Source organism: Microbacterium sp. LMI1x-1-1.1, from assembly GCF_040676205.1.
Classification (GTDB): domain Bacteria; phylum Actinomycetota; class Actinomycetes; order Actinomycetales; family Microbacteriaceae; genus Microbacterium; species Microbacterium aquilitoris.
On the sequence record NZ_JBEGHM010000002.1, the window covers coordinates 364,092 to 376,095 of the forward strand.

The following is a 12,004-nucleotide window of genomic DNA, read 5'->3' on the forward strand; positions in this document are numbered from 1 at the left end:
CAGACAAAGGATGCCACGACCGCCTCCCGCGTACGGTCGCCGCGCGCTGGAATCGACTCATGTCCGTCCCCACCACTGTCACCCTCGGTGACGCCCCGCTCACCCCCGCGGAGGTCGTCGCCGTCGCCCGCCACGACGCGCACGTCGTCGTCTCGGACGCGGCGCTCGCCCGCACCGCCGAGACCCGCGCGCTCATCGAGCAGCTCGCCGACGACCCACAGCCGCACTACGGCATCTCGACCGGGTTCGGCGCCCTCGCGACGACGTTCATCGCGCCCGACCGGCGCCGCCAGCTGCAGGCGAGCCTCATCCGCTCTCATGCGGCCGGCACGGGACCGGAGGTCGAGCGCGAGGTGGTCCGGGCGCTCCATCTGCTGCGACTGCAGACCCTGGCGACGGGTCGCACCGGCGTCCGTCCGGTGGTCGTCGAGACGTATGCCGCGATGCTGAACGCGGGCATCACCCCGATCGTGCACGAATACGGCTCGCTCGGCTGCTCCGGCGACCTCGCCCCGCTCTCGCACATCGCGCTCGCCGCTCTCGGCGAGGGTCCGGTCCGCACGGCGGACGGCGCGCGGATGGATGCCGCGGACGCCTTGGCGGCCAGCGGCATCCGTCCCCTCGTCCTCGAGGAGAAGGAGGGTCTCGCCCTCATCAACGGAACCGACGGCATGCTCGGGATGCTGTCGCTCGCCCTCGCCGACCTCGACACCCTCCTGGCGACCGCCGACCTGGCCGCCGCCCTGTCTGTCGAGAGCCAGCTCGGCACCGATGCCGTCTTCGCGGCGGACCTCATGGCCCTGCGGCCCCAGTCCGGGCAGGCGGTCTCGGCCGCGAACCTGCGCCGGGCGCTCGCCGACTCGCCGATCGTCGCGAGTCACCGCGATCCCGCGATCTGCACCCGCGTGCAGGACGCCTACTCGCTCCGGTGTTCGCCGCAGGTGCACGGCGCCGCGCGCGACACCCTCGACCACGCCCGGATGGTCGCCGAGCGTGAGCTGGCCTCGGCGGTCGACAACCCCGTCGTCACTCCCGACGGTCGCGTCGAGTCGAACGGCAACTTCCACGGCGCGCCGGTCGCGTACGTCCTCGACTTCCTCGCGATCGCCGTCGCAGACGTCGCCTCGATCTCGGAGCGCCGCACCGACCGGGCGCTCGACCGTACGCGCAGCAACGGGCTGCCGCCGTTCCTCGCCGACGAGGTCGGCGTCGACAGCGGCCTCATGATCGCCCAGTACGCCGCGGCGGGGATCGTCTCGGAGCTCAAGCGTCTCGCGGTGCCGGCATCCGTCGACTCGATCCCGTCGTCGGCGATGCAGGAGGACCACGTCTCGATGGGGTGGGCTGCCGCCCGCAAGCTGCGCCGCGCGATCGACGGCCTCGCCCGCGTGCTCGCGATCGAGGTGGTGACGGGATGCCGCGCCCTCGACTTGCGCGCTCCGCTGCAGCCCGCGCCGGTCACCGGGTCCGTCCGCGATCTCGTCCGCACAGTCGTCGAGGGGCCCGGGCCCGACCGGTTCGTCGCGCCGGATCTCGAGGCAGCGACGCAGCTCGTCGTCACGGGTGAGGTCGCCCGCACCGCGTTCGGACCGGCCGGCGAGCGGACATCCGCCGCCGCGAGGACGAATGCCCCCGGATCCGTCCGCTCGAGCGCAGATCTCCGCTCGGGCACCGCACCGTTCGAAGGAGAACAGGCATGACCGACACGACCACGACTCGCACGGTCCGCGCGGAGCGAGGCGCCGAGAGAACGGCGAAGAGCTGGGGCGCCGAAGCGGCGAAGCGGATGCTGATGAACAACCTCGACCCCGAGGTCGCCGAGCACCCCGAGGACCTCGTCGTCTACGGCGGCACGGGCAAGGCGGCACGCTCGTGGGAGGCGTATGACGCGATCGTCCGCACCCTCGACGAGCTCGAGCCCGACGAGACCCTGCTCGTGCAGTCGGGCAAGCCGGTCGGGGTCTTCCGCACGCACGAGTGGGCGCCGCGGGTGCTCATCGCGAACTCGAACCTCGTCGGAGATTGGGCGACGTGGCCCGAGTTCCGCCGCCTCGAGCACCTCGGCCTCACGATGTACGGCCAGATGACGGCCGGCTCGTGGATCTACATCGGCACGCAGGGCATCCTGCAGGGGACGTACGAGACGTTCGCGGCCGTCGCCCGCTCGCTCGGCCGGGACTCGCTCGCGGGCACGCTCACCCTGACGGGCGGCGCCGGCGGCATGGGCGGCGCGCAGCCGCTCGCCGTCACGATGAACGGCGGAGCCGTGCTCGTCGTCGACGTCGACGAGTCGCGCCTGCGTCGCCGGGTCGAGCACGGCTACCTCGACGAGCACACCGCCGACCTCGACGCCGCGATCGACCGGGCCCTGGCCGCGAAGGACGCCGGGGAGGCGCGCTCGATCGGTGTCGTGGGGAACGCCGCTGACGTCTTTCCCGAGCTGCTGCGCCGCGGCATCCCGATCGACATCGTCACCGACCAGACGAGCGCGCACGACCCGCTCGCCTACCTGCCGTCGGGCGTCGCGTTCGAGGACTGGAAGGTCGAGGCGTCGGCCGACCCGGAAGGCTTCACCGAGCGGTCCCGCGCTTCGATGGCGCGGCACGTCGAGGCGATGGTCGGATTCCAGGATGCCGGGGCCGCCGTCTTCGACTACGGCAACTCGATCCGCCGCGAGGCCGAGCTCGGCGGCTACGACCGTGCGTTCGCCTTCCCGGGGTTCGTGCCCGCCTACATCCGGCCGCTGTTCGCGGAGGGCAAGGGGCCGTTCCGGTGGGTCGCGCTCTCGGGAGATCCGGAGGACATCGCGAAGACCGACCGCGCCGTCGCGGAGCTCTTCCCCGAGGATGCCGCCCTGCACCGCTGGCTCGAGAAGGCGGCCGAGAAGGTGCACTTTGAGGGGCTGCCGGCGCGCATCTGCTGGCTCGGGTACAAGGAGCGCCACCTCGCGGGGCTGAAGTTCAACGAGATGGTTGCCTCGGGTGAACTGTCCGGTCCGATCGTCATCGGGCGCGACCACCTCGACGCCGGCTCGGTTGCCAGCCCCTACCGCGAGACCGAGGCGATGGCCGACGGGTCCGACGCGATCGCCGACTGGCCGCTCCTGAACGCGCTCCTGAACACGGCGTCGGGTGCCGCGTGGGTGTCGATCCACCACGGGGGCGGCGTCGGCATCGGGCGTTCGATCCACGCCGGCCAGGTCACCGTCGCCGACGGCACCCCGCTGGCCGCCGAGAAGCTCGCCCGCGTCCTGGTCAACGACCCGGGAACCGGGGTCATGCGCCACGTCGACGCCGGCTACGACCGGGCGAAGGAGGTCGCTCGCGAGCGCGGCCTGAACATCCCGATGCTGGACGCGTGACGTGGCGACCCTGCTCACCGGCATCTCCGAACTGACGACGAACGCGGATGCCGCGGCCCCGACCGCGACGATCGCCGACGCCGCCCTCCTCGTCGACGAGGGTCGCGTCGCGTGGTCGGGTGCGGCCGCCGACGCCGAGACAGCAATCGCAGGCCGAGACAGCGGTCTGTCGCCGCTGTCTCGGGCCGCCGCTGCTGTCTCGCGGTCGGAGGTCGAGGTCACGCGCGTCGATCTCGGCGGTCGCGCCGTGATCCCGGGATTCGTCGACAGCCACACGCACCTCGTGTTCGCCGGCGACCGGGCCGACGAGTTCGAGGCGCGGATGACGGGCACCCCGTATGCCGCGGGCGGCATCCGGCGGACCGTGGTGGCGACGCGGGCGGCGACCGATGACGAGCTGCGTGCTCGGCTGGCGTCCCTCGTCGCCGAACTGCGCGCGCAGGGCACGACCACGTTCGAGGTGAAGACGGGCTACGCACTGACGGTCGACGGCGAGGAGCGTCTCGCCCGGCTGGCTGCCGAGGTCACCGATGAGGTCACGTACCTCGGCGCGCATGTCATCCCCGAGGGGGCCGAGCGCGAGGCGTACGTCGACCTCGTCTGCGACGAGATGCTCGCCTCCGTCCGGCCGCACGTGCGCTGGATCGACGTGTTCTGCGAGCGCGGTGCGTTCACCGACACCGAGAGCGAGCGGATCCTCCGTGCCGGCGCGGAGGCGGGGCTCGGCATCCGCGTGCACGGCAATCAGCTGGGCGAGGGACCGGGTGTGCACCTGGCGGTGCGGCTGGGCGCGGCATCCGTCGATCACTGCACCCATCTGACGGATGCCGACATCGCGGCGCTCGCGGGGTCGGACACCGTCGCGACTCTCCTGCCGGGTGTGGAGTTCTCGACGCGGCAGCCGTATCCCGATGCACGGCGGCTGATCGACGCCGGTGTGACCGTCGCGCTCGCGAGCGACTGCAACCCCGGGTCGAGCTTCACGAGCTCGATGCCGCTCATGATCGCGCTCGCGGTGCGCGAGATGGGAATGACCGTCGGCGAGGCGGTGTGGGCGGCGACCGCCGGGGGAGCCCGTGCCCTCCGGCGCGACGACGTCGGACACCTCGGCCCGGGTGCGCGCGCCGATCTGGTCGTGCTCGATGCGCCGAGCAGACGGCACCTGGCCTATCGCCCCGGCGTACCGCTCGTGCACCGCGTCTACCGCGGCGGGGAGGAGATCAGTCCGCGCTGACGTCCCGCGGGGTGTCGATGTTCCAGCGCGCCGGCGGGGTCGCCGTCGCGACGTCCCAGTCGTCGGTGTCCCACACGAACGTCGCGACGGCGCACGTCGGCATGGCACCGATGCCCCCGTCCGAGAGCTGCTCGGCGAGCACCGTCATGCCGGGGTCGTGCGCGACGACCACGACGTCGGTGACGCCGCTGTCCGCAGCGGCGGCGAGCAGCTTCGCACCCGGCGCGCCGTAGAGCCCCTCGTCGGTCTCGACGGGGACTCCGAGCGCGTCGGCGAAGACCTGAGCGGTCGTGCGGGCGCGGACCGCCGTCGACGACAGGATGCGCGCGGGCCGCACACCCGTCGCCGCAAGCCGACGTGCCATGATCGGCGCATCCCGCCGACCGCGGTCGTTGAGCGGGCGCTCGTGGTCGTCCTGACCGGTGCCCCAGTCGCTCTTGGCGTGACGGATGAGGATGAGGGTGATCATGCGAGTGCCCTTCCGGCGAGCAGTTCGAGGACGCAGAGTGCGGCGAGTCTGACGGTGCGGCCGTCCGAGGCATCCGCTGTCGCGTCGACCTCGACGACGTCGGCGCTCACGATGCGCCGGTCGCCGGTCGCCGCGCGGACCAGGGCGCGGAGCTCCCACGCCTCGAGTCCGCCGGGGACGGATGCCGGGCACCCCGGCGCGACGGAGCGGTCGCAGACGTCCACGTCGATGTCGAGGTGCACGTCGCCTCCGGCCCCGGCGACGGCCAGAGCCTGGATCATGACGTCCTCGGCGCCGCGGCGGCGCACCTCGTCGACGGTGATGACGGTGATACCGAGGTCGGCGGCGCGAGTCGCGTAGGCGACCGAATTGGCGAAGTCGGCGATCCCGATCTGCACGATGCGACGGGGGTCGAGTCCGTCCTCGACGAGACGGCGCACGGGGGATCCGTTCGAGACGCCGTCGCGGAGGTCGAAGTGCGCGTCGAGGGTGATGAGGCCCGTGACGCCCGCGCCCTGCGCGGTCGCGTAGGTCACCGAGTTGTCGCCGCCAAGCGCGATCACGAGGTCGGCGTCGGCCTGCAGTGCGCGGACGCGCTCGCGCACACGATCCTCGCCCTCGGGACCGTCCGGATCGTCGACGTCGCCGGCATCCGCGATCCGGAGCGCGTCGTTCAGGTCGACCGGGGGAGGCCCGAGCAGCGTCGGGCTGAACCGTCGGAGCGCTTCGCGGACGGCGGCCGGCGTCGCGTGCGCCCCGGTGGGCGACAGCGAGGTGCGGAAAGCCGGCAGGCCGAGGATAGCGGCATCCACTCGTCCGTCCGGCGCGGGCCAATCCCCGGCGCGCGGCCAGAGCGGGTCTGCGGAGAGGGGGGAGTCTGCGGAGAGCGCCATGTCAGGGGAGCAGCAGGTGGGCGACGGTGAAGATCACGAGGCCCGCGAGGGCACCCACGATCGTGCCGTTCAGGCGGATGTACTGCAGGTCGCGGCCGACTTGCAGCTCGATCTTCTGGCTCGTCTCGTCTGCGTCCCAGCGCTCCACCGTGTCGGTGATGATCGACGCGATGTCGTGGCGGTAACGGTCGACGAGGAAGACGGCGGCATCCGCGATGCGCTTGTCGACGCGCTCCTGCAACGCGGTGTCCGTCGCGAGACGGTCGCCCAGGTCGCCGAGGGCGGCGGTGACGCGGCGGCGGAGAGGGCTCTCCTCGTCGGCGAGCGAGCGCAGCAGACCCGCCTTCGCGGTGTTCCAGGCGTCGGCGGCGAGAGCGCGCACGCGCGGGCTGTCGAACACGGCGCTCTTCGCACCCTCGAGACGGCCGATCGTCTCGGGGTCGTGCTGCAGGTTGTCGGCGAGGCGTTCGAGGTACTGGTCGAGGGCCTTCCGCGCCGGGTGCTCCGGGTCGCGCTGCACGGCCGCGACGAACTTCGTGGCCTCGTGGTAGACCGTGTCGTCGACGAGGCGCATCGCGACCGACGGCACCCACGACGGCAGACGGCGAGAGACGAGCCCGTCGAAGGCTTCGCGGTTCGCGTCGAGCCACCGGGCGATGCTGTCGACGCCCAGGTCGACCGCGCCGCGGTGGGCGTCGGCATCCACCACCCGCGACAGCCACGTGCCGAGCGAGGGACCCCACGAGGGCGAGAGGAGGTGCTCGTGAGCGAGATCGCTGATGAGGTCCTGCACCTCGCCGTCGCTGAGGGCGGTGAGGATGCCGGAGGCCATCGTCGACGCCTCGGCCGCCACCGTCTTCGCATGAGCCGGGTCCTGCAGCCAGGCGCCCGCGGTGCGGGCGATGTTCGTGGACTCGAGCTTCTGACGGACGACGCCGCCCTCGAGGAAGTTGGTCTCGACGAATTCGCCGAGGGTGCGACCGATCTCGTCCTTGCGCTTCGGGATGATCGCGGTGTGGGGGATCGGGATGCCGAGGGGGTGTCGGAAGAGCGCCGTCACGGCGAACCAGTCCGCCAGAGCGCCGACCATGCCGCCTTCGGCCGCCGCGCGCACGTAGCCCCAGCCCGAGAGGTCCTTCTCGAGGATGAAGGCGATGACGAAGACGATCGCCATGAACAGCAGGGCGCCGAGGGCCACCGCCTTCATGGTGCGGAGCCCGCGGTACCGCTGCTGGTCAGCGGCGCTCAGCGAGTCGTACGGGATGCGGGCCATTCGGCCATCCTGCCACGGAGGCCCTCAGCGACCCGGGCGACTCACGGTTCGATCGGCCCCAGCCAGGCGTTCGCGAGGGCGCTGTGCACCGACTCGGGGTCGGAGGGGTGGAACACGCCGGCGAGCACGTCGCGGTAGAGCCTGCTCAGCTCGTTGCGGGCGAAGAAGGAGGACCCGCCCGCGACGAGCATCGCCTCATCGACGACCTGCTTCGCCGTCGTCGCGGCGCGGTGCTTGATCGCGGACAGCTTCGGGAACCACATCGCGCCGTGGTCGGCGAGGCGGTCGACGTCGGCGGCGAGGGACTCGACCTGCACCGGGAGGGCGTCGTAGGCGAGCGCCATGTCGGCGACGCGCCACCGGATGTCGGGGTCCTGGCTGTAGGTGCGGCCCGTCTTCTTCGAGGTGCGCGTGCGTGCCGTCTGGACGGCCAGGTCGAGGGCGCGGCGGGCGATGCCCGTGTAGACGGAGGCCAGCAGGATCTCGAAGGCGCTGAAGATCCCGAAGACCAGTGGATCGGGACTCGGACCGACCGGCAGCCGGCGGACGATCCGGTCCGCGGGGGCGACGGCGCCGTGCAGTTCGGTCGTCCGGGATTGGGTACCCCGCATCCCGAGGGTGTCCCAGTCGTCGCGGGTCACGACCGCGTCGCTCCGGGGGACGAACGCGAACACGAGTCGCGGGTCCTCGGGGTCGGACGTGTCGAGGCCGTGGAGCCCCAGGTGCGTCCACACGGGCGCGAGCGACGTGAAGATCTTGGTGCCCGTGAAGGCGTACGAGCCGTCGGGGCGGGGCGCGGCATCCGTGTCACTGCCGAACAGGACGAGGTCGTTCCCGGCCTCGCTGATGCCGAACGCGAAGACCTCGCCGGCGGCGGCGCCCTCCTGCACGAAACGGAGCGCGTCGTCGCGGCGGTCGGCCATTATCTTCGCGACGCTGGTCCAGACGAGGTGCATGTTGATCGCCAGCGCCGTCGCGGGAGCGGCGCCCGCGAGGCGCTGCTGCAGGACGGATGCCTCTCGGAGCCCGAGCCCCGTCCCGCCGAGCTCGGTCGGCACGAGGATCGCGAGATACCCCGCGTCGCGGAGCTCGGCGAGGTCCTCGTCGGGGAAGCGGTTCTCGGCGTCGACGACGGCGGCGCGGGAGCGGATGCGCGCGATCAGATCGTCCGGCAGGTGGGCGGCGGGATCGAACGTCATGACGGCAGCCCCCACGTCCGGACCGCATCGAGCAGGGCCTGGGCCGCGGCATCCGGAGCGTCGCGGTGCGGCGAATGCCCCGTGCCCGGTACGACGGACATCGACACCCGGGGATTCTGCAGCACCTCGGCGGCGAGGTCGCCCGTGAAGATCGAGTAGACCGCCGGGTCTCCCGCGATGACGTGGGTGGGGACGGCGAGACGGGATGCCGCCTCCCGCACGTCCCACGGCGTGTTCTGAAGTCCCGTCTGCTCGACGGCGAAGCGGCTCGCCTGCTGGGCGGCGATCGCCTTCAGCTCGATGTCGAGCTCGAGCCACTCGGGGTGCGCGGCCCGGACGGCGTCGACCGAGGTGTCGGCGAACGCCTGCTCCTGGCTCGCGCGGACGGCGTCGCGATCGGCGTCCGCGAGGTGGATCGCGGGATCGACGAGGACGAGGTGACGTGTCCAGGCGGGATCCGTCGATGTGGCCACGGCCGCAGCCGCGCCGCCGAGCGAGTGACCGAGGACGAGGTCCCACGGCACGTCTCCGGCGGGCTGCGTGTGGACGAGGTCGATCGCGTACGCGGCGATCGTGTAGTCCAGGCTGCGCGGAGCGGTGCCGTGGCCGCGCAGGTCGACCGCGTCGACACGCCAGCCGGCGTCGGCGAGGGCGACGGCGTAGCGCCACATGAGCGCTCCGCTCGAACCGACGCCGTGGACGAGGAGTGCCCGGCGGTCGCTGCGAGGATTGCCCCAGCTCAGCCGGGGGAGAGTGACGGGTGACGGCATGCTCTCAGCCTAGGACGGGCCCCACCGGTCAGCGCCGGGCCAGGATGGGGGGATGATCTCCACCGACCTGGCACGCGAGCTGCGCGCGAGCGGCCTGATCTGGCGTCCGCGTTCCGGCGACCGGTTCCAGCTCGACGAACCCGAGTTCGAGGCCGACGTCTACACCGTCAGCGACATGACCGTCGAGGCACGCAGCTACCCCACCGGAGACCTGCTCGCCTTCAACGGGACGACCGAGTGGGCGCTCGATTCGGTCGCTCTCGAGGACGCGCTGTGGCTGCCGTCCGAGGCGCAGCTGCGCGAGATGCTCCGCGGCACGTTCCGTTCGCTCCGTCGCCTTCCCGACATCCACGAGGTCGAGATCGAAGTGGATGCCGCCCCCCACCTCTTCCGGCACCCGCAACCCGCCGACGCGTACGCGCAGGCCGTCCTGTTCCTGCTCCGCCGCGCCGCGTGACGCGCTCGCTCAGGTGATGAGCGGGACGGGCTCGGTGTCGGGGATCGGACTCGCGTCGCGGCCGCGCAGGTCGGGGAACCCGCGGACGAACACGGCGGCGACGAGCGCGCCGGCGACGGCGAACCCGGATGCCGCGATGAACGCGCCGACCGAGCCGACGCCGTCGATGAGGAAGCCGGCGACCGCGGAACCGGCGGCGGCGCCGATGAGCTGACCGGTGCCGATCCACCCGTAGGCCTCCGCCGTCTCACTGAAGCGCACGCTCGCGCTCGTGATGGCGAACATGACGGCGAGGGCCGGGGCGATGCCGAGGCCGGCGACGAAGAGCGAGGCGCCCATCCACCAGGCGTTGAGGCTGATCATGACGAGCGAGACGCCGACGGCGACGATCGCGAGGCGGCGGGCCATCGCCCAGCGTCCGATCGGGATGTGGCCGAAGCCCAGGCCGCCGGCGAGGCTCCCGACCGCGAAGACGGCCAGGACGATCCCCGCTTCGAGGCCCTCGTGTCCGAACGAGGCGACCACGCCGGCCTCGACGGCCGCGCACGCCCCGATGAGCAGGAAGCCGGTGACGGTCGACAGCAGCACGACGGGCTTGCCGAGCACGCGCCCGAAACCACGACGGCTGCGGGGGATGCGGACGCGTCCGACTTCGGGGGAAGCGATGAACCACGCGCATCCGCCGATGAGGATGACGACGATCAAGAAGAGTGCCGGCACGGTGCCCGCCTGGGTCGCGACGATCGTGATGAGCACGGGAGCGAAGATCCAGATGATCTCCTGCAGGCTCGCATCGAGCGAGAAGAGCGGCGTCAGCTGACGCGACGTCACGATCTTGGGGTAGATCGTCCGGACGGCGGGCTGCACCGGGGGATTGGCGATGCCGGCGAGGAAGCCGAAGACGATGAACCCCGGCATCCCGAACGGATTGACAGCGAGCGCGAGGACGGCGGCCGCGCAGACGGCCGCGGTCAGGGTGAGGACGCGGCGCATGCCCCAGATGCCCATCCACCGGCTGGTGACGGGACCGGAGATCGCCTGGCCGATCGAGACGGCGGCGAGGACGATGCCCGCATAGCCGTAGGACCCGGTCGACTGCTCGACGTGGAGGAGCACCGCGAGACTCGTCATCCCACTGGGGAACCGAGCCGTCAGCTGTGCCGCGATGATGCGCGCGACACCCGGTGCGCGCAGGAGCTCCGAGTATCCCGCCACCCCTCCAATCTACCGTCGGCGACCGACATCCCAGATGTGGGGGTGAGGTCTCGCGGCGACACGCCGACGACACGCCGGGGCGCCGGATTCGCTCCCGATCCGATGTCGGAGGCCCGTCGTATCGTCCGACCTGTGGACAACCTGCCGAGCTCCGCGGTGTTTCGGCCGGATTCCTGGCCTTTTCGTCTCCGCTCGGAGGTTCCCGAATTGGGGATGAATCGGTGGACAACCTGTGTTGTATCTGTGGAGAGATGCGGAAAAACTACACGGATGTAACTACTACCCCTTGTGGTGCTTCCGGGTGTCCGTACCCATATGTAGTATTGAGCTCCCGGCGGGCCCCAACCCCTCGGAACCAGGCGGACGGGTACCCCACACCCGCGACCTGCAGACAGATTTCACCGAATCACACGGACCCCGCACCGGCGGGATCCAGAGGCAAAGAGAGGGTCGACTGATGGCGATCACCGTGTACACGAAGCCGTCCTGCGTGCAGTGCAACGCGACGTACCGCGCGCTGGACTCCAAGGGCATCGACTACGAGGTCCTCGACCTCTCCGAGGACCCGGCGGCCCTCGAGCACGTCAAGTCGCTCGGCTACCTCCAGGCTCCGGTCGTCGTGACCGACGAGGACCACTGGTCGGGCTTCCGTCCCGACAAGATCGACGAGCTCGCGTCTCGCCTGGTCTGACCGATGAGCGCGGCCGTCATGACGAACGTGCCGCTGCTCGTCTACTTCTCGAGCGTGTCGGGTAACACCGCCCGTTTCATCGAGAAGCTCGGGATGCCGGCCCGCCGCATCCCGATCCACTCTTCCGACGGCCCGCTTCGTATCGACGAGCCGTACGTCCTGGTCACCCCCACCTACGGGGGAGGCCAGGGCAAGGGGGAGGAGAAGGGCGCGGTCCCCAAGCAGGTCATCCGCTTCCTCAACGACGAGGCCAATCGGAGCCTGCTGCGCGGAGTCATCTCCGCGGGTAACAGCAATTTCGGCGAGTCCTTCTGTCTCGCCGGAGAGATCATCAGCCGCAAGTGTCGTGTGCCGCACTTGTATCGCATCGAAGTATTCGGCACGCCTGAGGACGTTGACCGCGTGAGCGGCGGATTGGAAGACTGGTGGAAGCTGCAGTGAC

The 12,004-nt window shown here is 71.3% G+C and carries 12 protein-coding genes; 6 read left to right on the forward strand and 6 right to left on the reverse strand.

Annotated elements, in window-relative coordinates; translation table 11 throughout:
* Positions 1-59 precede the first annotated feature (59 nt).
* The 3 genes from hutH to hutI are packed head-to-tail and all read left to right on the forward strand — an operon-like array spanning position 60 to position 4,595.
* Complete coding sequence (gene hutH, locus MRBLMI1x_RS09500) at positions 60-1,700, forward strand: histidine ammonia-lyase (RefSeq protein WP_363458445.1); 1,641 nt, start codon at positions 60-62, stop codon at positions 1,698-1,700.
* Positions 1,697-3,361 carry a urocanate hydratase gene (gene hutU / locus MRBLMI1x_RS09505; RefSeq protein WP_363458447.1) on the forward strand — a complete coding sequence of 555 codons (1,665 nt, stop codon included), beginning with the start codon at positions 1,697-1,699 and terminating at the stop codon, positions 3,359-3,361. The genes hutH and hutU overlap by 4 nt, the downstream gene beginning before the upstream one ends.
* Position 3,362: 1 nt before the next feature.
* Complete coding sequence (hutI, locus tag MRBLMI1x_RS09510; RefSeq protein ID WP_363458449.1) at positions 3,363-4,595, forward strand: imidazolonepropionase; 1,233 nt, start codon at positions 3,363-3,365, stop codon at positions 4,593-4,595.
* Here the strand turns inward: hutI and MRBLMI1x_RS09515 are convergent.
* The 5 genes from MRBLMI1x_RS09515 to MRBLMI1x_RS09535 are packed head-to-tail and all read right to left on the reverse strand — an operon-like array spanning position 4,582 to position 9,199.
* Positions 4,582-5,064, reverse strand: coding sequence for a SixA phosphatase family protein (locus MRBLMI1x_RS09515; protein ID WP_363458451.1), 483 nt, complete (start codon positions 5,062-5,064; stop codon positions 4,582-4,584). The genes hutI and MRBLMI1x_RS09515 overlap by 14 nt on opposite strands.
* Positions 5,061-5,957: an agmatinase family protein gene (locus MRBLMI1x_RS09520; RefSeq protein ID WP_363458453.1), complete on the reverse strand. Its 897-nt coding sequence runs from the start codon at positions 5,955-5,957 to the stop codon at positions 5,061-5,063. The genes MRBLMI1x_RS09515 and MRBLMI1x_RS09520 overlap by 4 nt, the downstream gene beginning before the upstream one ends.
* Position 5,958: 1 nt before the next feature.
* The gene (locus MRBLMI1x_RS09525) at positions 5,959-7,230 is read right to left on the reverse strand and encodes a DUF445 domain-containing protein (protein ID WP_363458455.1); all 1,272 of its coding nucleotides are present in this window, start codon (positions 7,228-7,230) and stop codon (positions 5,959-5,961) included.
* A gap of 41 nt (positions 7,231-7,271) precedes the next feature.
* Positions 7,272-8,429: an acyl-CoA dehydrogenase family protein gene (locus MRBLMI1x_RS09530; RefSeq protein ID WP_363458457.1), complete on the reverse strand. Its 1,158-nt coding sequence runs from the start codon at positions 8,427-8,429 to the stop codon at positions 7,272-7,274.
* Positions 8,426-9,199, reverse strand: a complete 774-nt coding sequence (locus MRBLMI1x_RS09535; protein WP_363458459.1) for an alpha/beta fold hydrolase — start codon at positions 9,197-9,199, stop codon at positions 8,426-8,428. The genes MRBLMI1x_RS09530 and MRBLMI1x_RS09535 overlap by 4 nt, the downstream gene beginning before the upstream one ends.
* Before the next feature lie 52 nt (positions 9,200-9,251).
* On the opposite strand from MRBLMI1x_RS09535, the gene MRBLMI1x_RS09540 reads away from it, so the two are divergent.
* Positions 9,252-9,656 (forward strand): hypothetical protein, encoded by a 405-nt coding sequence (locus MRBLMI1x_RS09540; RefSeq protein WP_018188441.1) that lies wholly within the window; start codon positions 9,252-9,254, stop codon positions 9,654-9,656.
* A 9-nt stretch (positions 9,657-9,665) separates the two neighbouring features.
* Here the strand turns inward: MRBLMI1x_RS09540 and MRBLMI1x_RS09545 are convergent, their stop codons facing one another.
* The gene (locus tag MRBLMI1x_RS09545) at positions 9,666-10,871 is read right to left on the reverse strand and encodes an MFS transporter (protein ID WP_020096988.1); all 1,206 of its coding nucleotides are present in this window, start codon (positions 10,869-10,871) and stop codon (positions 9,666-9,668) included.
* A gap of 457 nt (positions 10,872-11,328) precedes the next feature.
* Here MRBLMI1x_RS09545 and nrdH point away from each other — a divergent pair, with 457 nt between their 5' ends.
* Together nrdH and nrdI are read left to right on the forward strand one after the other, a co-directional pair.
* Positions 11,329-11,562, forward strand: coding sequence for a glutaredoxin-like protein NrdH (nrdH, locus tag MRBLMI1x_RS09550; RefSeq protein ID WP_018188439.1), 234 nt, complete (start codon positions 11,329-11,331; stop codon positions 11,560-11,562).
* A 3-nt stretch (positions 11,563-11,565) separates the two neighbouring features.
* Positions 11,566-12,003, forward strand: coding sequence for a class Ib ribonucleoside-diphosphate reductase assembly flavoprotein NrdI (gene nrdI / locus MRBLMI1x_RS09555; RefSeq protein ID WP_018188438.1), 438 nt, complete (start codon positions 11,566-11,568; stop codon positions 12,001-12,003).
* Position 12,004: the final 1 nt, after the last annotated feature.

Excerpts from the sequence above, each read along its gene's own strand:
- hutH (WP_363458445.1), top strand. The coding sequence starts at position 60 with ATGTCCGTCCCCACCACTGTCACCCTCGGTGACGCCCCGCTCACCCCC.
- hutU (WP_363458447.1), top strand. The coding sequence starts at position 1,697 with ATGACCGACACGACCACGACTCGCACGGTCCGCGCGGAGCGAGGCGCC.
- MRBLMI1x_RS09515 (WP_363458451.1), bottom strand. The coding sequence starts at position 5,064 with ATGATCACCCTCATCCTCATCCGTCACGCCAAGAGCGACTGGGGCACC.
- MRBLMI1x_RS09520 (WP_363458453.1), bottom strand. The coding sequence starts at position 5,957 with ATGGCGCTCTCCGCAGACTCCCCCCTCTCCGCAGACCCGCTCTGGCCG.
- MRBLMI1x_RS09525 (WP_363458455.1), bottom strand. The coding sequence starts at position 7,230 with ATGGCCCGCATCCCGTACGACTCGCTGAGCGCCGCTGACCAGCAGCGG.
- MRBLMI1x_RS09530 (WP_363458457.1), bottom strand. The coding sequence starts at position 8,429 with ATGACGTTCGATCCCGCCGCCCACCTGCCGGACGATCTGATCGCGCGC.
- MRBLMI1x_RS09535 (WP_363458459.1), bottom strand. The coding sequence starts at position 9,199 with ATGCCGTCACCCGTCACTCTCCCCCGGCTGAGCTGGGGCAATCCTCGC.
- MRBLMI1x_RS09540 (WP_018188441.1), top strand. The coding sequence starts at position 9,252 with ATGATCTCCACCGACCTGGCACGCGAGCTGCGCGCGAGCGGCCTGATC.
- nrdH (WP_018188439.1), top strand. The coding sequence starts at position 11,329 with ATGGCGATCACCGTGTACACGAAGCCGTCCTGCGTGCAGTGCAACGCG.
- nrdI (WP_018188438.1), top strand. The coding sequence starts at position 11,566 with ATGAGCGCGGCCGTCATGACGAACGTGCCGCTGCTCGTCTACTTCTCG.